Below are 19,713 nucleotides of genomic sequence, written 5' to 3'. Positions count from 1 at the left end.
GCGCATGGCAGGCCCTCGACGTGACGGGCGTCTTAAGAACCAACACCCGTCACAAGAACAACATCACTGCCGATGATAAACCTCGGCCCCCTTCTTAACGAACTCGATGGACTTCTCCTCCATCCCCTTCTGCAGCGCATCCTTCTCACTGACCCCCTGAGCCGCCGCATAATCCCGTACATCCTGCGTGATCTTCATCGAGCAGAAGTGCGGGCCGCACATCGAGCAGAAGTGCGCCACCTTCATGGAGTCCTTCGGCAGCGTCTCGTCGTGGAATTCCTTGGCGGTGTCCGGGTCCAGGCCGAGGTTGAACTGGTCGTCCCAGCGGAACTCGAAGCGTGCCTTGGACAGGGCGTTGTCGCGGATCGCCGCGCCCGGATGGCCCTTGGCGAGGTCGGCCGCATGGGCTGCGATCTTGTACGTGATGATGCCGTCCTTCACGTCCTTCTTGTTCGGCAGGCCCAGGTGTTCCTTGGGGGTCACATAACAGAGCATCGCCGTGCCGTACCAGCCGATCAGCGCGGCGCCGATGCCGGAGGTGATGTGATCGTAGCCGGGCGCGATGTCGGTGGTCAGCGGGCCCAGCGTGTAGAACGGCGCCTCGTGGCAGTGTTCCAGCTGCAGCTCCATGTTTTCCTTGATCATCTGCATCGGCACATGGCCCGGGCCTTCGATCATGACCTGCACGTCATGCTTCCATGCCACCTGAGTCAGTTCGCCCAGTGTCTTCAGCTCGGCGAACTGCGCCTCGTCATTGGCGTCGTAGCCCGAGCCCGGGCGCAGGCCGTCGCCCAGCGAGAAGCTGACGTCGTAGGCCTTCATGATTTCGCAGATTTCCTCGAAGCGTTCGTAGAGGAAGCTCTCCTTGTGGTGCGCCAGACACCACTTGGCCATGATGGAGCCGCCGCGCGAGACGATGCCCGTCATGCGGTCGGCGGTCATCGGGATGAAGGGCAGGCGCACGCCGGCGTGGATGGTGAAGTAGTCCACGCCTTGCTCGGCCTGCTCGATCAGCGTGTCGCGGAAGATTTCCCAGGTCAGTTCCTCGGCCTTGCCGTCCACTTTCTCCAGCGCCTGGTAGATCGGCACGGTGCCGATGGGCACGGGCGAGTTGCGGATGATCCATTCGCGCGTTTCGTGGATGTGCTTGCCGGTGGACAAGTCCATGACCGTGTCGCCGCCCCAGCGGATCGCCCACGTCATCTTTTCCACTTCCTCGCCTATGCCGGAACTGACGGCGGAGTTGCCGATGTTGGCATTGATCTTCACCAGGAAATTGCGGCCGATGGCCATCGGTTCCACTTCCGGGTGGTTGATGTTGGCGGGAATGATGGCGCGGCCGCGCGCGATCTCGTCACGCACGAACTCGGGAGTGATGGCGGCGGGAATGGAAGCGCCGAACGATTGGCCGGGGTGTTGGCGCAGCAGTCGCTTGACCATTTTCTCGCCGTCGGGGCCGCTGTCGCGCAACGTCTGCAGATAGTGCTCGCGGCGCAGGCTTTCGCGGATCGCCACAAATTCCATTTCCGGCGTGATGATGCCGCGACGGGCGTAATGCATCTGCGACACGTTGGCGCCGGACTTGGCGCGGCGCGGCGGGCGCTGCAGGTCGAAGCGCATGGCCGTCAGCTTGGGATCGGTCAGGCGTTCCTTGCCGTAGTCGCTGGTCGGGCCCGACAGCACTTCCGTGTCGCCGCGCTCTTCGATCCAGGCGCGGCGCAGTTCGGGCAGGCCGCGGCGGATGTCGATCTTGGCTTCGGGGTCGGTATAGGGGCCGCTGCAGTCGTAGACCGTCAAGGGCGGGTTTTTCTCGCCGCCGAACATCGTCGGGGTGTCGTCCTGTTCGATTTCACGGAACGGCACGCGGATGTCGGGGCGCGAGCCCACTTCATAGACCCGGCGGGATTTGGGCAACGGCGCGACGGCCGCGGCGTCGACTTCGGCGGTGGCGGCCAGGAATTTGGGATTGGCGTTCATGGAAAGCTCCAAGCGAGTGGTTGGAGCCGATCGGGAAGGAATTCCCGCCGCGCGCGCAAGGACGCATGGCGGGAATACGGCTCCCAGCATCGGCATTATCCGTACTGGTACGAAGGGACTCTCTCAACACGTCCGGCCATGTAGGCGGGACGAGTACCCCTGCGCGAAAGCGAAGTATAGAGGCTGGCGCGCGTTCCGACGAATCGCCCGGCTGCTGCGCCGCGTCAGCCAGTGCAGGCGGGAGCTGGTATTACAGCTTTACAATTGGATTCAGACTGGGGCGACACTGTCATTCAGGTTCTGTACACTTTTCCCAGTACCGGGGATGAAGTCGCATCGCCTGGTCTTAGTCCACTTAAGAAGGAATCGAGCATGCAACTGAACCTACGCAAATTGGCGCCCGCCCTTGTAGTCGTGACGTTGGCGCTAGCGGGTTGCAAGACCGCCCCGACTAAGACGTCCGGCGACACGGCCACGCCGCAAGCTGGCCAAGAGGCCACCAAGCCTGCCGTTACCGCGGCATCGGTGGACTTCTATCTGGCGCAGAAGCAACCCGCCGCGGGCCTGCGCGAAATTGCCTTGCCCGATGGCAAGCTGTATATGCAGACCGTGCCCGTCCTGACGCGTGCCGACCTGACCGACGCCGCCGCGCTGGTGGACCGTCAGGGCCAGAACTTCGTCGGCCTGCGCTTCTCGGAAGCCGGCGCTCGCAAGCTCAATGACGTCAGCTCCAAGAACGTCGGCAACATGCTGGCGCTCGTCATCGACCAGGAACTGGTCGCCGCTCCGCTCATCGGTGAGCCGTTGAACCGCGGCGTGCTGGCCTTTGGCGTGCAGTCGGCCCAAGCCGCTTCGGAAATTGCCGCCAAGATCCGTGGCGACGCAGCCGTGCCGCCAGCGGGCGGAGCTGCTCCGGCCCCCGCTGCCAAGCCCTGAGTTGGTACAGTGATAAAGAAAGCCCGGCATGCCGGGCTTTTTTTCGTCTGCACTATGGGGCAGACCGCGATCAGCCCAGCTTGCGCCCGCGCGTCTTCGCGCCGCGGCGGACCAGTATCGTCTTTTCGATGAAGGCCTGCGTAATGGATTCGAGCACCAGGCGGTCTTCAGGCGTAAGCGACTCGAACTGCGAGGGCGAAATGTTCGGGAAGGGCCAGGGCGCCATGGGGCGCGGTCGCATGCCGGGACGTGGCTGGGGTTCCGCCAGGCCCGGTGAGGGAAGCGTATTGCTGAGGTCGTAGCCTTCCACGGGCAGTTCCATGGGGCCCTTGCCGGTTTCCAGCCATTCGGCCTCGACTTTCAGGACTTGCGCCAGCTTGCGGGCCGAGCGGCTTGAATGCCGCAGCCCGCTTTCGTAGCTGCCGATAGCGCTTTGCGAGATGCGCGCCAGACGCGCGAGAGCCTTTTGCGTGTGGCCACGCAGCAAGCGGGCATGCTTCAGCCGGTCTGAGAATGTTTTCACAGGGCGATTGAAGCTTGCTGGTTACATTCTTTGGTGGTTATAAATATTACATAAGTGATATTTATGGGGGAGTAGGAGCATGGAGAAACGGGGCAGCGTGCTCGTCCTGCGGTTTGACGACACGGCGACCGAGGATCTCGCCAAGGCGTTGCGCCTATTGTGTTGGCAGGTCCGCGTCTTCGATTCTTGCGCGGTCTTGCTTGACGATCTGCGTGCCCACGGCGCCGACGTGCTGGTGCTGGACGGGGCCGCGCAGGGCGTGTCGGATACCATCTCGATGCTGCGTGGCGCAGCACCGTCCGTGGCGCTAGTCTGGCGGGCGGTGGCCGCCAATACGTCCGAACGTATTGCCGCACTGGATGCCGGCGCGGACGTGTGCGTGTCGGCCGGCATGGATCCTTTGGAATGGGACGCCATGCTGCGTAACCTGTACCGTCGCTCGTCGCCTGCCGCCTTGCCTTGGCGGGTCGATTCCAGCGCGAGCGCGCTGTCCGGACCTGCCGGAGAGAGACTGCCGTTAACGGCGGCGGAGCGTGCCTTTTTTGTCCGCTTGTTGAACGCACCCGGCTACTGTTTGCGCCGGGAATGCTTCATGCCGGTCGGCGCGCGCGCCTCCCAGGACGGGGCGCGGCGGGTGGATGTGTTGTTGTCGCGGCTGCGCAGCAAGGCGCGCAGCCTCAATATCGAATTGCCCGTACTGGCCGTGCGCGGATGGGGCTACATCCTGCTACCGGAAGGCCGGGCAAGCGGCCTCAGAGCACGACCAGGTTGTCTCGATGCATGAGCTCGGGCTCAGTCATGCTGCCCAGGATGCGCGCGATCTGCGACGAAGGTTGGCGCAGAATGCGGCGGGTGTCGGCCGATGAATAGTTGATCAAGCCCCGAGCGCATTCGCGCCCTTGGCTGTCGACGCAAGCGACCACGTCGCCGCGGCCGAACTCGCCGTCCACTTCGGTCACGCCGATGGGCAGCAGGCTCTTGCCTTCGCGCAGCAGGGCCTGCACGGCGCCGTCGTCCAGCACCACGCGGCCACGCAGTCGCAGGTGGTCGGCCAGCCATTGCTTGCGTGCAGACCACACCGGCAGCACGGCGCGCAATTCGCTGCCTATGCATTCGCCTTGGGCCAGGCGCGTGAGCACGTTGCGTTCGCGGCCGGATGCGATCACGGTATGGGCGCCGCTGTGCGCGGCGCGCTTGGCCGCGAGCACCTTGGTCAGCATGCCGCCGGTGCCGATGCCGCTGCCGGCGCCGCCGGCCATGGCTTCCAGGGCGGGGTCGCCGGCCTGTGCGTGCGACATGAACTTGGCGTCGGGATTCTTGCGCGGGTCGGAGTCGTACAGGCCGCGTTGATCCGTCAGGATGATCAGGGTGTCGGCTTCGATCAGGTTGGTGACGAGTGCGCCCAGCGTGTCGTTGTCGCCCAGCCGGATTTCGTCGGTGACCACCGTGTCATTTTCGTTCACGATCGGCACCACACCCAGGCGCAGCAGCGCGAACAGCGTGCTGCGCGCGTTCAGGTAGCGGTGGCGGTCGGCCAGGTCTTCGTGCGTCAGCAGGATCTGGGCGGTGCGCAGGCCGTACTCGGCAAAGGCCGCCTCATAGGCCTGGCAAAGACCCATCTGGCCCACTGCTGCTGCGGCCTGCAATTCGTGCATGACCGAAGGGCGCTTGCGCCAGCCAAGGCGGGCCATGCCTTCGGCGATGGCGCCGCTGGAGACCAGCACGATCTGCTTGCCTTGCTTGTGCAGGGCGGCGATCTGCGCGGCCCAATGCGCCACGGCGGCGCGGTCCAGGCCTCGGCCTTCGTTGGTGACCAGCGACGAGCCGACTTTGGCGACGAGGCGCTGGGCGTTGGTGACGACGGAAACGGCGGTTGTTTCAGCTGACATGATGGAAGCCGGCTGCGGCGAGAATAAGGACGTAATCGTAAGGACTGCGATTATGGCTTATTCGTCGTTGCCGCGCGGCGCGGGCCGCTGGTCGGCATCCGAGCGCTTGTCGTCGAAGCGCGGGTCGGGGGCGACATAATTGTCGTCCGCCTTGTCTTGCGACAGGTGTTCCTTTTCGCGTTCGGCGTCCAGGTAATCCTGCAGCGCGTAGATCAGGTCCTGCGTGCCTTCGCCCGACAGGCCGGAAATGCCGAACACCGGGCCCTTCCAGTCGTAGAGTTCAAGGAAGCGGCGCTTGGTGTCTTCGGGATCGGGCACCATGTCCAGCTTGTTCAGCACCAGCCAGCGCGGCTTGGCGGCCAGTTCGGGGTCGTAGCGGCGCAGTTCCTCGACGATGGCGCGCGCATCCACCACGGCCTGCTCGACCGGATCGGCATCCGGATCGGGCGTGGACACGTCCACCAGGTGCAGCAGCACGCGGGTACGCGCCAGGTGGCGCAGGAACAGGTGGCCCAGGCCGGCGCCTTCGGAGGCGCCTTCGATCAGCCCGGGGATGTCGGCCACGACGAAGCTGCGCGACGGCGAGGTACGCACCACGCCCAGGTTCGGGTGCAGGGTGGTGAACGGGTAGTCCGCGATCTTGGGTTTGGCGTTGGAAATACGGGTGATCAGCGTGGACTTGCCGGCGTTGGGCAGGCCGAGCAGGCCCACGTCCGCCAGTACCTTCAATTCCATGCGCAGGTAGCGGTGCTCGCCTTCCTTGCCGGGCGTCCATTGGCGGGGCGCACGGTTCACGCTGGATTTGAAGTGGATGTTGCCCATGCCGCCCTGGCCGCCAGCGGCCAGCACCACCTTCTGGTCGTGCTGGTTCAGGTCGAACAGGACTTCGCCGGTGTCGGCGTCATGGATGATGGTGCCGACCGGCACGCGCAGCGTGATGTCGGGAGCAGCGGCGCCATACTGGTCCGAGCCGCGGCCGTTTTCGCCGTTCTTGGCGCGATGCAGGCGCGCGTAGCGGAAGTCGATCAGCGTGTTGATGTTGCGGTCGGCAACCGCATAGATCGAGCCGCCGCGGCCGCCGTCGCCGCCATCCGGGCCGCCCTTGGGGATGAATTTTTCGCGGCGAAAGCTCGCCACGCCATTGCCGCCTTTGCCGGCGACGACTTCGATGGTGGCTTCGTCTACGAATTTCATGATGTCCGCGCGTGTAGTAAGTAGTGGGGCCCAGGCCCGTCATCGGGCAAGGCCAGGAGGCAGGGGCCGGAACCTTCCGGCAGCTGCCCTAAAACAAAAAAAGCTTAAAACAAAAAAGCCCTGCCGCATGCGACAGGGCTTTTGCCGTTCTGGAACGCGGCAAGCCGCGTTACTGACCGTGCTTGTCCGATTACTCGGCAGCGACGATCGAAACGGTCTGCTTGTTCAATGCGCCCTTGAAGCCGAATTGAACCTTGCCGTCGACCAGCGCGAACAGGGTGTGGTCCTTGCCCATGCCGACGTTCACGCCAGCGTGGAAGCGCGTACCGCGCTGACGCACGATGATCGAACCAGCGGGAATCAATTCACCGCCAAATGCCTTGACGCCCAGACGCTTCGATTCTGAGTCGCGTCCGTTCCGCGTAGAGCCGCCGCCCTTTTTCTGTGCCATGTTTAGCTCCTGCTAAGTGGTACCGAGTCGCTTCTTAAGCCGTGATGGCTTCGATGCGGATTTCGGTGTAGTTCTGACGGTGGCCCTGACGCTTCTGGTAGTGCTTGCGACGGCGCATCTTGAAGATCTTGACCTTGTCGTGGCGGCCTTGCGCAAGAACCGTTGCCTTGACCACGGCGCCGGAGACGAGGGGCGTGCCAACTTTCAGTTGGTCGCCTTCGCCCACGGACAGCACTTGGTCCAGGGTGATTTCTTGCCCAATGTCAGCCGGTATCTGTTCTATCTTGAGTTTTTCGCCAGCGGCAACGCGATACTGCTTGCCACCGGTTTTTACGACCGCGTACATGGGGTATTCCTTAAATAGGTAAATGGGTTCATCCGCGCTGTCCGCCCTGCTGGGCGGGTTGCCGCTCCGGCAGGACGCTTTTGTCTCTTGGCGCCAGAGCCTGGCAAGAGAGAAAAGGTCTTGATGCTAGGAAGGTTCAAAACCGGGGTTTAAAGCCGGGGCTGAAGCCTGCTCTTGCACCCAGAGGGGTGGCGCAAATGCAACCGACGTAATTCGGGCATTGCTGACCGAATCTGCGATATTAGCCTGGGACTTTCAGAAAGTCAAAAAGCTGTTGCAGGTTAAGGGCTTAGGTGTCGCGTGCACGCTTCAAGCGCCGGGGATCACGCGCAAGGCGATGTCCCGTGCCACGAGCCGGATGCCTTCCATGGCGTCGCGGCGATGGGCTTCGTCCAGACGATCGGTGGGGATGGATGTGCTGACGGCTATCCGCTTGCCCAGGGGCGTCACGCCTACGTAAGCGGCGAAGCAGACCAGCCCTGTCGCCACTTCTTCGAGATCCTGCGCCAGCCCGGTGTTGCGCACCTGCGCCAATTCCTGGTCGAGCGCGGCGCGGGTGGCGAGACTGCGCTCGGTGACGCGCGGCAGCGTATCCGGCACGCGGGCGGCCAGGTCTTCGGGCGACAGGCTGGCCAGCAGCGCCTTGCCGAGCGCGCAGGCGCTTGCGGGCAGCCGCAGGCCCAGGTCCGACACCAGGCGTACCGGGCGGCGCGCGTCTTCGCGGGCCAGATAGACCACGTCGAAGCCGTCCAGCGTCGCGAGCTGCACCACTTCGTTGTGCCGCGCCACGAAGGCGCCCGCGGCCGCCTGGAAAGCGGTCTGCAACCCATCCTGGCGCAGGTAGGCGGAGCCCAGCGCCATCAGTTCGATGCCCACGACGTAGCCGCCATCGCGCCGTTCGATCCAGCGCCGCTGTTCCAGGCAATCCAGCAGCAGGTACAGGGTGCTGCGGGCGAGCTTGCAGGCTTCGGCCAATTCCGAGGCTTTGACGGGCCTGCGGTGGCTGGCAAGCACCCGCAGGATGTCGTGCGTGCGCCGAATGGCGGGGACGTCATATTCCGAGGCCATAGTCAGGTTGTCCAATATATTGGACATAAATTCATGATGTTGGACATGATAATGGAAGTCTCCTAGACTGCCTCGCAAACCATTCCAACCGAGGCGATACATGGACCAAGCAAGGATGCTGCCTGTCGATCTGGGGCAGGCACTGCTAGTGGGGCGGGTGTGGCGGCCGGGGGCCGTGAATGGCCCCAGCGTGGTGGCGGTGCGCCGGGGCGAAGTCATCGACATCACCGCCACCGTGCCCACCATGGCCGACCTCCTGGACCGTCCCGACCGCGTGGCCCTGGCGGCCAGCGCGGCGGGCGAGTCGCTGGGCGATGCGCAGGCCCTGGTGGCCGCCAGCACGGAGGGGCAGAACGGGTTGCGCCTGTTGGCGCCCTGCGACCTGCAACCCGTCAAGGCGGCGGGTGTCACCTTTGCCATCAGCCTGCTGGAACGGATGATCGAGGAAGAGGCGGGCGGGGATGCCAGCCGCGCCGAGGAAATCCGCGTCCGCATGCAGGCGCTGATCGGTTCCGACCTGTCCCGGCTGCGTCCGGGGTCGCCGGAAGCGCTCAAGCTGAAGGCCGAGCTGATCGAACGCGGCCAGTGGTCGCAATACCTGGAGGTGGGCATCGGTCCGGACGCCGAGATCTTCTCCAAGGCGCCGCCCATGGCGTCGGTGGGGACCGGCGCGCAGATCGGCGTGCTGCCCGAATCCCGCTGGAACAATCCCGAACCCGAGATCGTGCTGGCGGTGGACAGCCGCGGCGAAGTCGTCGGCGCCACCTTGGGCAACGACGTCAACCTGCGCGACATCGAAGGCCGCAGCGCCTTGCTGCTGACCAAGGCCAAGGACAACAACGGTTCGTGCGCCATCGGGCCGTTCATCCGTTTGTTCGACGGCGGCTTCACGATGGACAGCATCCGCCAGGCCGATGTGTCCCTGCGCATCGAGGGCCTGGACGGCTTCGTGCTGGACGGCGTGAGCCACATGCGCGAGATCAGCCGCGATCCGCTGGACCTGGTGCGGCAGGCCTGCGGCAGCCATCACCAGTACCCGGACGGCTTCATGCTGTTCCTGGGCACCATGTTCTCGCCGACCCAGGACCGCATGGGGCCGGGCACGGGCTTTACCCATAAGCTGGGCGACCGCGTCGTGATCGCCTCCGAGCGCCTGGGCGCGCTGGTCAACGAAGTGCGGCTGGCCACGGAGATCGCGCCCTGGAATTTCGGGGTGCGCGCGCTGTATGCCAATCTGGCCGCCCGGGGTCTGCAGGGATCCTGACCGACCGAATACGGCATAGCCGCCGGGGAGGGCGCGCGCCGGGCGCCGCCTGGCCCGGCGATTCCACCAAGGGGCGGCCCGCGCCCGTCACACCCCGTATAATCCTTGGTCGAATCCTCCCGCCGCCTCCGGCGGGCCCAGCGGTAAGAGCCGGTCTGCGTCCGCGCCACGGCTCGTTTCACTCTCCCGGATACGTCTTGAATCTCCCCGAGCTTGTTGCCCCCATTGCAGACGATATGAAAGCCGTCGATGCGGTTATCCGCGAGCGGCTGAACTCCGACGTGGTCCTGATCCGCACGATCGGCGACTACATCATTGGAGCGGGCGGCAAGCGCATGCGTCCGGCCATGGTGCTGATGGTGGCGCGTGCCCTGGGTTATGAAGGCACGCATCACCAGTTGCTGGCAGCCGTGGTGGAGTTCATCCACACGGCCACGCTGCTGCACGACGACGTGGTGGATGAATCCGACCTGCGCCGCGGCCGCGAAACCGCCAACGCCGTCTTTGGCAACGCCGCCAGCGTGCTGGTGGGCGACTACCTGTATTCGCGCTCGTTCGAGATGATGGTGGAAGCGGATTCGATGCGCGTCATGAGCATCCTGTCCGAAGCCACAACGGTGATCGCCGAGGGCGAGGTGCTGCAACTGCTGAACGTGCACGACCCGGACGTTTCCCAGGAACGCTACCTGCAGGTGGTGCGCTACAAGACCGCCAAGCTGTTCGAGGCCGCCGCCCAGGTGGGGGCCGTGCTGGCCGGCGCCACTCCCGAACAGGAAGCCGCCGCAGCCGCCTACGGCCGCCACGTGGGCACCGCCTTCCAGCTGGTTGATGACGTGCTGGACTACAGCGGCGACGCCGCCGCCCTGGGCAAGAACGTGGGTGACGACCTGCGCGAAGGCAAGCCCACGCTGCCGCTCATCCGCGTGATGGAAGTGGGCACCCCGGAACAGCAGCAACTGATCCGTGACGCCATCAAGACGGGCGACGCCGACTTCGCGGCCGTGGCCGCCGCCATCCAGGCGACGGATGCCCTGGAACACGCCCGCCAGGCCGCCATCGCCGAGGCCGACCTGGCCCGTCAGGCACTTTCTGGCTACCCCATTTCCCCTTTTCAAAAATCTCTGTTAGAATTCTGCGCTTTCGCGGTGAACAGAGATCGCTAAGCGAATTAGGCAAAAATTTTTGGAAAACCCGATTGGAAAACCCGATTTGGGGAACCCAGTAGCCTGAAGCGTAGCGGTACCGTCAAAGCGAAAGATGATCTGGTTGCACTGAGCGCAGCCAAATCAAGAAAGTTGAAGTAACCGGGGCGTAGCTCAGCCTGGTAGAGTACTGCGTTCGGGACGCAGGAGTCGGAGGTTCGAATCCTCTCGCCCCGACCACTGATTAGTGGTCACACCCGACAGAAGACCCTTTAGCCGCATGGCCATCGGGTCTTTTTTGTTGCCCGTCGTTATTGTTGACTATGTGGCTTGGCTGTGTAGCACCACCGTGTTGCATGACTGTGGCAACGCGTGCTTGCGTACCGGCATTCTTGCATTCGCATGTCGGACTTGGTCATCCCCTCGTCATCGCGCCTCTCTAGACTCCCGCCTTTTTTGAACAGGCAGCAGAGATGACGAAGCACGGCAAGAACGGACAGATCGGTACGCAAGACGTGGAGCAGGTGGCGGAAACATCGCTGCTCGTACCGGATGACCGGAGGCGTAGCTTGCTGCGCGCCGGCCTGGGGGTGACGCTTTTGCCCATGGGCGGTTTCCTGCTCAGCGGCTGCAACAGCGGTGGCGATGACGACGATGCCGAGGACGGCGATGGCGGTACCGGCAAGCCCCAGCCGGCTCTGGTGTCGAGTTTCGCGCTGGCGGTGTTGCCCGACACTCAGTTCTATTCGCGTTACGCCACGGACGCCGAAAACCAGCAGTTCATGCGCAAGTACGGCAGCGAACCCTTCCAGGCCCAGACGCGCTGGGTGGCCGAGCACGCGCAGGCGCTCAATATTCCCTTCCTGGTTCATCTGGGCGACGTGGTCGACCAGCAGGGCAAGCCTGATCAATGGAAGGTGGCGAGCGCCGCGATGAAGGTGCTGGAAGATGCCAAGGTGCCGTACTCGATCCTGGCGGGCAATCACGATGTGATCGTCGATCGCGACTACGTGGACGAGAGCAGCCAGTCGGCCAACACGGACGCGCAGCGCGATCTGGCCAAGGAACCGTATCTGCAGCATTTCAGCGCCACCCGCGCCAGGCAGCAGGCCACCTTCGGCGGTCGCGACGCCAGCGGCTTCCACGAGTATCACGTGTTCGAGGCCGAAGGGCAGAAGTTCCTGGTGCTGTCTCTGTCTTGGCGCGTGTCGAACGACGCGCTGGCCTGGGCCACCCAGGTGCTGCGCGCCAATCCCACCTTGCCCGCCATCCTGATCAACCACCAGCTGCTCAATATCGACAAGGACGGCATCAGTCCTCTGGAAGTCCCCTACGGCAAGATGCTGTGGGAGAAGCTGATCCGCGACAACGATCAGATCTTCATGACGCTCAATGGCCATTACCACGGCGCGACGCGGCTGACCAAGACCAACGCGTACGGCAATGCGGTGGAGGAAATGGTAGTGGACTACCAAATGGCTTATCAGGGCGGAAACGGCCTGATGCGCTTGTACGAATTCGACCTGGGCAACAACGAGATCCGGGTGCTGTCGTTTTCGCCGTGGGTGCCGCAAAAGCCCAAGGACACGCTCAATGCCTTCGATCAGGCAGTGCTGACCGCGCCCAACGAGCAGTTCACGATCAAGATGGACTTCGCCAGCCGGTTCTCCGGTTTCAACAAGACGTTCAAGGCCGCGAAGCCCTCGCATACCTCGCTGGTCGAACAGGCGACGGCGCTGATCCTGGCCAACTACACGGATCCCGCCACCGTCGAACAGAAACCCGCCGCCAATGCCGATGACTACCCGCTGGTGGCCGGAACCCTGGCGCATTGGCGCTTCTTCGGCGGCAAGGCAGGACAGCCCGTCAAAGTGGGCGAAACCGTCGCGGACGTGACAGGCCTGAACCCGATACGCCGCGCGGCGCTCAATGTGGATGGCGTGGCTGGCGCACAGGAAGGCGACCTGCTTTGGTCGGACGATCATCACTATCTGTCCGCCGCGCCGGGTTCGGTGCGCTTCCTGAACACAGACAAGAACACGGCGCGCATGAGCTACTTCACCACCGATGCCGCCGCTGCGATCAACAGCGCCACGGTGCCTGGCGGCTATACGGTCGAGGCTTTCCTCAAGATCGACAAGGACTGGAGCGCCCAGAAGCATGCCTGGATGAACGTGATGACGCGCGACGGCAAGCGCGGCGACCTGGCGGGCTTCAATGGCGGCGATCCGGAATCCCCGCCCCTGATCTTCGCGTTGTCGAGCCTGCGCGAGATCCAGTGGGAGGTCGTGCCGGTCGTGGCGGGCGAGCGCGGCGGGAAGACGAATTGGTCCGGTGAAATCATCGCGGACAAGTGGCTGCACGTCGCGGTGGTGAACGACGACGCCACGCACGAGACCATCCTCTACATCGAGGGCGCGCCGGTACTGCGCAACGTCAGCAACGCGCCCGGTCTGGCAACGCTGGCCGCGGACATGCCTTGGGTCATCGGGGCAGGTTCGTGGGATGGCGAGCGCGCCGATGGCTTCTTCGGCAGCATTGGCGAGATCCGCATAGTCGACAAGGCGCTCAAGCCGGCGCAATGGCTGACCGCTCGCCGCGCCACGGCATAGCGATCAAGGCGGAATGCGCGAGCGCGTGTTCCGCCTGCGCTCAACGCGTCATGGGGGCGGCCGCTGCCTCGGCCGCTTCCGCGCGCAGGCATTCGATCAAATCCAGCATGCGCGGCGACAGATCCAGACTATGGTGCCGCACGATGCCCAAAGGGCCGAACACGGGCGGCAGTTCGATGTCCAGGATGGCCAGCTCACGGCCGCTGGCCGGGTGGCGGGCGACGCAGCGGGGCAATAGCGATAACAGGTCGCTGCTGGCCATCAGCATCATGTTGTTCAACGCCGAAGCCGATTCGATGCGCGACGGCGGGTACTGGCCATGGCGCTGCAGCAGCATGTCCAGGCCGATGCGCGCGGGGCTGCCGCGGGGCGGCATGATCCAGGGGTAGGCGGCCAGTTGCGTCCACGAGACCTGTGCCACGCCCGCCAGCGGATGCCCGTTGCGCGCACACACGCACATCGGTTCCTCGTACAGCACTTGCGCCATGGTGTCGGGCGTGCGCACGGCTGCGCCCATGCGCGCGACCAGCAGGTCGAGCTTGCGGGTGTGCAGGTCGGGCACCAAGGCTTCCAGCGAACCCTCGCGCACCAACACATTGACATTGGCGGCTTGCCGTTCGAAGCGCAGCAGCGCGCGCGGCACCAGGTAGGCGGCCGCCGCGGAGTTGACGCCGAGATGAATGGTCTCCACGTCCAGGTCGGGCGCGCCGGACCATTCGCCGCTCATGCGTTCCAGGTCGCCCAGGACCCAGCGGGCATGCCGGATCAGGGAGTCGCCGTGGGGAGTGGGGAAAGTGCCTTTTGGCGTCCGGTCGAACAGCCGCGCGCCGAGCATGTCTTCCAGTTCGGCGATCATGCGCGACACCGCGGGCTGGGTGGTGGCCATGCGTTGCGCCGCCGCGCCGACGTTGTGGACTTCATCCAGCAGCAGCATGAGCTGCAGATGGCGCAGGCGTAGCCGGCCGCGCAGATACCAGCCAGGCTGCAGGGTGGGCACGGCGCTGGGAGGATTCATTCTACATACCAAGTCTGATATGGAAAGGCAAAAATATATCATTGGACTGGAATGATGGGCTGGCAGATGATCCTTGCCAGCGAGCTCCCCGGAACGAGGCGAGCCGCAGGATGGAGACAATCATGCTGAAACGTGTGCGCGGCGCGCTGGCCGCCTTGAGCCTCGCGGTGCCCTTGGTGGCCTGCGCGGCCTATCCGGACCGTCCGGTTACGCTGGTCGTGCCGTCTGTACCCGGGGGCGCTGCCGATAACGTGGGACGCCTGGTTGCCGCGGAAATGTCCCGGCAATGGGGCGTTCCCGTCATCGTGGAAAACCGCGCGGGAGGAGCCGGCGTCATCGGCACCCAGGCGGTGGCTCGGGCCAAGCCCGACGGCTATACCTTGCTGCTGGGGCCGGACGCCTCGTTTACGGCGGTGCCGTATCTGATGCAGGACGTGCCGTACCGAACCGAGGACTTCGCGCCGATCGCCACGCTATCGACCCTGCAATACGTGCTGGTCGCCTCGCCTGCCGCGCCGTTCAAGTCCTTGCGCGAACTGCTGGACCAGGCGCGAGCCCGGCCCGACGTTATTACGTATGCCAGCGGCGGCCCGGGTTCGACCCACCACCTGGCAATGGCGCTGTTCGAACACGCTGCCGGCATTTCTCTCAAGCACGTGCCGTACAAGGCCGCGCCCCAGGGGTTCGTGGGCGTCATGGGCAACCAGGTCGACCTGATGTTCATCGTTGCCAGCACGGCCGTGCCGCAGATCAAGGCGGGCAAGGTGCAGGGCCTTGCCAACGCCGGCGCGGCGCCCATCGCGGGCGCGCCTGATTTGCCGATGGTGAAAGACGAGGTGAAGGACTTCACCTTCTACAGCTGGTTCGGCCTGTTCGCGCCGGCGCAGACGCCGCAGCCGGTGCTTGCCGAACTGCAGCGCTCCATCGCAGCCGTCCTTAAGAGCCCGGAGGTTCGGGACAAGATGCAAGCCCAGGGCATGATCGTGGGCGACGAGGACGGGCAGGGCCTGCGCGACCGTATCGCCCACGACATCCGCCTTCTCGCGCCCGTGCTTTCCGACATCAAAACCGCCACCAGCAAGCAGCAATGAAACGTCCCAACATCCTGCTCATCACGACCGACCAGCATCGCGGCGATTGCCTGGGCTTTGCCGGGCGGCGGGTCAAGACGCCGCATATCGACCATCTGGCGCGCAGCGGCACGCATTTTGCGGCCTGCATCACGCCCAATGTCGTCTGCCAGCCTTCGCGCGCCTCCATGCTGACAGGCCTGCTGCCGCTGACGCATGGCGTCTGCGACAACGGCATAGACCTGGACTTGCGCACCGGCGAGGCGGGCTTTGCCGGCAGCCTTGCCGCCGCGGGCTACGACACGGGCTTCATCGGCAAGGCGCATTTCTCCACCCACCACACGTTCCAGGCCACGGGACGGCCCGAGTGCCAGTACAGCGAGGCAGGCATGGGCCCGGGCTGGGCGGGACCGTATATGGGATTCGAGCACGTAGAGCTGGTGGTCGAGGGCCATAACTACTGGCTGCCCACGCCGTTGCCGGGAGGCTTGAACCATTCGCGCTGGCACTATGGCGACGGACTGGGAGAGTTGCGCAACCAGCTGTACCAGACCGATCTGGGGCCGGCCAGCGGCGCGCCGCAAACCTTCCATTCCGCATTGCCGGTGGCCTGGCACAATTCGACCTGGATCGGCGACCGGACCATCGACTATCTGCGGGAGCACCGAGACAGCCCGTTCTGCCTGTGGGCTTCGTTTCCAGATCCGCATCACCCTTTCGATTGTCCTGAACCTTGGTCGCGCCTGCATCATCCCGACGAAGTGGATCTGCCGCGGCATCGCGTCACCGACTACGACCGCCGGCCCTGGTGGCACAGGGCCAGCATGGAGAGCAAGCCCATGGGCAACGCGGAGGTGCAGGCGGTGCGCCAGAATTTCTCGCGGATGCCGACCCAGTCCGACGAGGCGCTGCGCCAAATCATCGCCAACTACTACGGCATGATTTCGCTGGTGGACCACCAGATCGGGCGGGTCATGAAGGCCCTGAGCGAGTATGGCCTGGACAAGAACACCCTGGTGATCTTTACGTCCGACCATGGTGAATGGCTGGGCGACCATGGGCTGATGCTGAAGGGGCCCATGCCGTACGAGGGCCTGCTGCGCGTGGCCATGGTGGCCAGCGGGCCCGGCGTCGTGGCCGGGCAGCGGGTGGAAGACCCTGTGTCCACGCTGGACCTGGCAGCGACCTTTTACGACTACGGCGGCGCGTCCGCCCTGGGGCCGGTACATGGCCGCAGCCTGCGTGCGCTGCTTGAAGGCCGGGATGCCGGCCGTGAGTTCGCGCTGAGCGAATGGGACGTGGCGGCATCGCGCTGCGGCGTGGAGCTGAAGTTGCGCACGGTGCGCACGCGCGACTGGAAACTGACCATGGAACTGGGAAGCGGCGCGGGCGAGATGTATTGCCTGTCCGAAGATCCGGACGAGATGGACAATCTTTTCGATGATCCGGGCTACGCCGCCCAGCGGCGGGAACTGACGGACATGCTCGAAAGCCGGCCCGCCGACCAACTGCCGGTCCGCGTTTCGGCGTCCGGCATCGCCTGAGCGCGTTGCATTGATCGAATCTGTGAAAATACCAACTTCCAGGGATATGCCATGCTGCCGGCCTGAGACATAGTTCAGTCTGGGCAATTCCGCCCGCTCTCATCCGATGACTGCCCATATGCTTGCTTCCGAGTCGACGCTGCCTGCCCCGGTGCTGCTGGTGGAGGACGAACCCCTGATCTGCCGCCGGCTGGAAGGCTTGCTGCTGCAGCTCGGCTATGCGCCGGAAGCGCTGGTGTTCGCGGCTACGCTGGCGCAAGCGCGCGAGAGGCTCGCCAGCCAGCCGTTTGCGCTGGCGCTGGTCGATCTGGGTCTGCCCGACGGCAATGGCACGGAGCTGATTGCAGAGATGCACGCGGAAGATCCCAGCCTGGCGATCCTGGTCATTTCTGCCTGGAGCACCGAAGACGCGATTCTTGCCGCGTTGCGCGCAGGCGCGACGGGCTACGTACTCAAGGAGCGGGACGACCTGGAGGTGTCCCTGTCGATACGCAGTGTGTTGCGGGGAGGCGCTCCCATCGACCCCTTCGTGGCGCGCCGCATCATCGAAGAGCTGCGCCCCAGGCCGGCGAGCCCGGCCAATGCCGGGGGCCCGGAAGCGGGCGATTCCGCCGATCCGGGCGAAACACTGAGCCCGCGTGAAAGCCAGATACTGCGCCTGGTGTCCGAGGGACTGGGCAACCGCGAGATCGCCGAGGAGCTGTTCTTGTCGCGTTACACCGTGGAATGCCACGTGAAGCACATTTATCGCAAGCTCGCCGTTTCTTCTCGGACTCGGGCGATACACGCGGCGCGCACGCGCGGCCTGCTCGATTGAAGTGGCTGGCCGTCCTGTGGCTGGCATTATGGCTGGCGCCGGCCTGGGCGCAGGAGCCGGCGGGCGCCTGCACGGCGCAGGTCTCGTCCGTACAGGTTGCCAAGGGTAGCGATGACGGCCGGCGACCGGATGCGGCCCAGTGGCAGGCCGTGCAGCTGCCGGATGACTGGAGCGCCCGTTGGCCGGGGTACAGCGGCACGGCCTGGTACCGGATAGGCTGGCGCCATGACTGCCATGGCACAGGGCAGGTTGCGCTGGCGCTGGAATCCGTCGTCATGGCGGGCGAGGTCTACATCAATGACCAGCGGATCTGGAGCGATGCGCATCTGACCGAGCCGCTTTCGCGCAGCTGGAACATGCCGCGGTATTGGCTCATCCCCGATGCCCTGGTGGGTCCTGGCGAGAATACGTTGTGGATCCGGGTGGTCGGTGTGGCGGGTCAGTCGCCTGGCCTGGGGCCGGTTCACCTGGGCGGGCAATGGACGGTGCTGCAGTTGTATGAGGACCTGTGGTGGCGCCATCGCACGCTGTTCACGTTGAATCTGATCGTGTCGGCCGTCCTGGGCGGGCTGTGCTTCTGCATCTGGCTCATGCGCCGAGAGCAGCGCGTTTACGGCTGGTATGCGCTGATGGCCCTGTTCTGGGTGCTGTTCATCGCCAACGTCCTGATGACCAGTCCCTGGCCTTTCCCGAACAGTCTCATGGCGGCACGCGCCAACATCATGGTGCTGGTGCTTTATGTCGCCTGTTTCTGCATCTTCACCTGGCGCTTTGGCGGGCAGTCCCTGCCGCGCGTGGAAAAGGCGCTGTGGGTGCTTACAGCCGCGTTGCTGGCGCTGGAGGCGTTCGTGCCGCAGGGACAGCTGGCCAGGGTGCAGTTGGGCATCGTGTTGATCGTGTCAGGGATTTTCTTCGCCAATTGCCTGCAATTCCCCCTGCACGCGCTGCGTACGCGCAAGCCGGAGCACGGAATGCTGGCGGTGTGTCTGCTTGTCTTTCTGGCGGCCAGCGCGCACGACCTGCTGCGGGTGCTTAAGCTCATCGATACCGAAAGCACCTACACGCCGTTTACCAGCGTGGTGGTCACGCTGTGCATGTCTGCCGTGCTGGGGCTGCGTCACGCGCGCAATGTGCGCCGTATCGAACGCTTCAACCAGGAGCTGGCGGACGGCATCGACCAGGCGCGCACGGAGCTGGCCACGACCCTGGAGCGCGAACACACGCTGGCGCTGGCCAACGCCAGGCTGCAGGACAGGCTGCAGATCGCCCATGATCTGCACGACGGCCTGGGCGGCTCGCTGGTGCGCATGATGGCGATGGTGGAGCAGGCCAGCACGCCGGTGCACAGCCAGCAATTCCTTTCCATGCTCAAGCTGCTGCGCGACGACCTGCGGCAGACCATCGACAGCGGATCGAGCGCAGGCATCAAGGTGCCGGCCACGCCACGTGAGTGGATAGCGCCTTTGCGCCATCGCTTCATGCAGCTGTTTGACGAGCTGGATCTGCAGGCCAACTGGCGGGTTCCCGAGCAGTGGCTCGCGCCGCCCAGTGCCCTGCAATGCATGGCGCTGACCAGGCTGGTGGAAGAGTCGCTGGCAAACGTGCTGAAACACAGCCGCGCTCGGCGTGTGGAGGTAGCGCTGCGCCAGTCCGACCCGGATAGCCTGGAGCTGCGTATCGAAGATGACGGTGCCGGTTTCGATGTGGCGGCGGTGCTGCGGGCTGGCATCAGCGTCGGCATGCGCAGTATGCATACCCGTATCGCCCGGGTGGGAGGCCAGCTCAATGTCGCGTCGCGGCCAGGGCAGACGGTGCTGACGGCCACGCTGGCGCTGAGGGCGCCCCAGGGTCAGGCCCTGGCTTGA

General features: G+C 64.7%; 17 protein-coding genes and 1 tRNA gene. 10 read left to right on the top strand and 8 right to left on the bottom strand.

The features are described from left to right. Positions 1-63: 63 nt before the first annotated feature. Positions 64-1,977, bottom strand: coding sequence for a phosphomethylpyrimidine synthase ThiC (gene thiC / locus CEY08_RS23850; RefSeq protein WP_063960181.1), 1,914 nt, complete (start codon positions 1,975-1,977; stop codon positions 64-66). Positions 1,978-2,349: 372 nt separating this feature from the next. On the opposite strand from thiC, the gene CEY08_RS23845 reads away from it, so the two are divergent. Further along, on the top strand, positions 2,350-2,913 hold the full coding sequence (locus tag CEY08_RS23845; protein ID WP_076816618.1) for a SecDF P1 head subdomain-containing protein: 564 nt from the start codon (positions 2,350-2,352) through the stop codon (positions 2,911-2,913). Positions 2,914-2,983: 70 nt separating this feature from the next. Here the strand turns inward: CEY08_RS23845 and CEY08_RS23840 are convergent, their stop codons facing one another. After that, the gene (locus tag CEY08_RS23840) at positions 2,984-3,436 is read right to left on the bottom strand and encodes a helix-turn-helix domain-containing protein (protein ID WP_076816616.1); all 453 of its coding nucleotides are present in this window, start codon (positions 3,434-3,436) and stop codon (positions 2,984-2,986) included. Positions 3,437-3,515: 79 nt separating this feature from the next. Here CEY08_RS23840 and CEY08_RS23835 point away from each other — a divergent pair, with 79 nt between their 5' ends. Next, positions 3,516-4,220, top strand: a complete 705-nt coding sequence (locus CEY08_RS23835; RefSeq protein ID WP_042796158.1) for a response regulator transcription factor — start codon at positions 3,516-3,518, stop codon at positions 4,218-4,220. Here the strand turns inward: CEY08_RS23835 and proB are convergent. From proB to CEY08_RS23810, 5 genes are all read right to left on the bottom strand, one after another. Beyond that, positions 4,189-5,325 carry a glutamate 5-kinase gene (gene proB, locus CEY08_RS23830; protein WP_042796159.1) on the bottom strand — a complete coding sequence of 379 codons (1,137 nt, stop codon included), beginning with the start codon at positions 5,323-5,325 and terminating at the stop codon, positions 4,189-4,191. The two genes, CEY08_RS23835 and proB, sit on opposite strands and share 32 nt — an antisense overlap. Before the next feature lie 57 nt (positions 5,326-5,382). Then, positions 5,383-6,519 (bottom strand): GTPase ObgE, encoded by a 1,137-nt coding sequence (obgE, locus tag CEY08_RS23825; RefSeq protein WP_042796160.1) that lies wholly within the window; start codon positions 6,517-6,519, stop codon positions 5,383-5,385. Positions 6,520-6,709: 190 nt separating this feature from the next. Beyond that, entirely contained in the window at positions 6,710-6,970 is a 261-nt protein-coding gene (gene rpmA / locus CEY08_RS23820; RefSeq protein ID WP_006389959.1) for a 50S ribosomal protein L27, read from the bottom strand. A 34-nt stretch (positions 6,971-7,004) separates the two neighbouring features. Beyond that, positions 7,005-7,316 (bottom strand): 50S ribosomal protein L21, encoded by a 312-nt coding sequence (gene rplU, locus CEY08_RS23815; RefSeq protein WP_006216228.1) that lies wholly within the window; start codon positions 7,314-7,316, stop codon positions 7,005-7,007. Positions 7,317-7,625: 309 nt separating this feature from the next. Continuing rightward, entirely contained in the window at positions 7,626-8,384 is a 759-nt protein-coding gene (locus CEY08_RS23810; RefSeq protein WP_076818037.1) for an IclR family transcriptional regulator, read from the bottom strand. Positions 8,385-8,484: 100 nt separating this feature from the next. On the opposite strand from CEY08_RS23810, the gene CEY08_RS23805 reads away from it, so the two are divergent. From CEY08_RS23805 to CEY08_RS23790, 4 genes are all read left to right on the top strand, one after another. Further along, on the top strand, positions 8,485-9,648 hold the full coding sequence (locus tag CEY08_RS23805; protein WP_076816614.1) for a fumarylacetoacetate hydrolase family protein: 1,164 nt from the start codon (positions 8,485-8,487) through the stop codon (positions 9,646-9,648). A 197-nt stretch (positions 9,649-9,845) separates the two neighbouring features. Then, positions 9,846-10,811 carry an octaprenyl diphosphate synthase gene (ispB, locus tag CEY08_RS23800; protein ID WP_042796162.1) on the top strand — a complete coding sequence of 322 codons (966 nt, stop codon included), beginning with the start codon at positions 9,846-9,848 and terminating at the stop codon, positions 10,809-10,811. A gap of 142 nt (positions 10,812-10,953) precedes the next feature. Next, positions 10,954-11,030 (top strand) — tRNA-Pro (locus tag CEY08_RS23795). Between the two features lie 233 nt (positions 11,031-11,263). Further along, the gene (locus tag CEY08_RS23790) at positions 11,264-13,402 is read left to right on the top strand and encodes a laminin G domain-containing metallophosphoesterase family protein (RefSeq protein ID WP_084738634.1); all 2,139 of its coding nucleotides are present in this window, start codon (positions 11,264-11,266) and stop codon (positions 13,400-13,402) included. 40 nt (positions 13,403-13,442) lie between these two features. Here CEY08_RS23790 and CEY08_RS23785 read toward each other — a convergent pair whose 3' ends face one another. Further along, positions 13,443-14,417: a LysR family transcriptional regulator gene (locus CEY08_RS23785; protein ID WP_076816611.1), complete on the bottom strand. Its 975-nt coding sequence runs from the start codon at positions 14,415-14,417 to the stop codon at positions 13,443-13,445. Positions 14,418-14,539: 122 nt separating this feature from the next. Here CEY08_RS23785 and CEY08_RS23780 point away from each other — a divergent pair, with 122 nt between their 5' ends. The 4 genes from CEY08_RS23780 (at position 14,540) to CEY08_RS23765 (ending at position 19,713) form a co-directional block, all read left to right on the top strand. Then, positions 14,540-15,508 carry a Bug family tripartite tricarboxylate transporter substrate binding protein gene (locus tag CEY08_RS23780; protein WP_076816609.1) on the top strand — a complete coding sequence of 323 codons (969 nt, stop codon included), beginning with the start codon at positions 14,540-14,542 and terminating at the stop codon, positions 15,506-15,508. Then, positions 15,505-17,031 carry a sulfatase-like hydrolase/transferase gene (locus CEY08_RS23775; protein ID WP_063641380.1) on the top strand — a complete coding sequence of 509 codons (1,527 nt, stop codon included), beginning with the start codon at positions 15,505-15,507 and terminating at the stop codon, positions 17,029-17,031. Before CEY08_RS23780 ends, CEY08_RS23775 begins: the two co-directional genes overlap by 4 nt. A 106-nt stretch (positions 17,032-17,137) precedes the next feature. After that, positions 17,138-17,848, top strand: a complete 711-nt coding sequence (locus tag CEY08_RS23770; protein WP_076816607.1) for a LuxR C-terminal-related transcriptional regulator — start codon at positions 17,138-17,140, stop codon at positions 17,846-17,848. After that, on the top strand, positions 17,845-19,713 hold the full coding sequence (locus tag CEY08_RS23765; protein ID WP_042796167.1) for a sensor histidine kinase: 1,869 nt from the start codon (positions 17,845-17,847) through the stop codon (positions 19,711-19,713). Before CEY08_RS23770 ends, CEY08_RS23765 begins: the two co-directional genes overlap by 4 nt.

This window comes from Achromobacter insolitus (assembly GCF_002209555.1).
Taxonomy (GTDB): Bacteria; Pseudomonadota; Gammaproteobacteria; order Burkholderiales; family Burkholderiaceae_B; genus Achromobacter; species Achromobacter insolitus.
The sequence above is the reverse complement of the archived record's forward strand: the minus strand, read 5'-3'. Positions and strand labels throughout refer to the sequence as shown.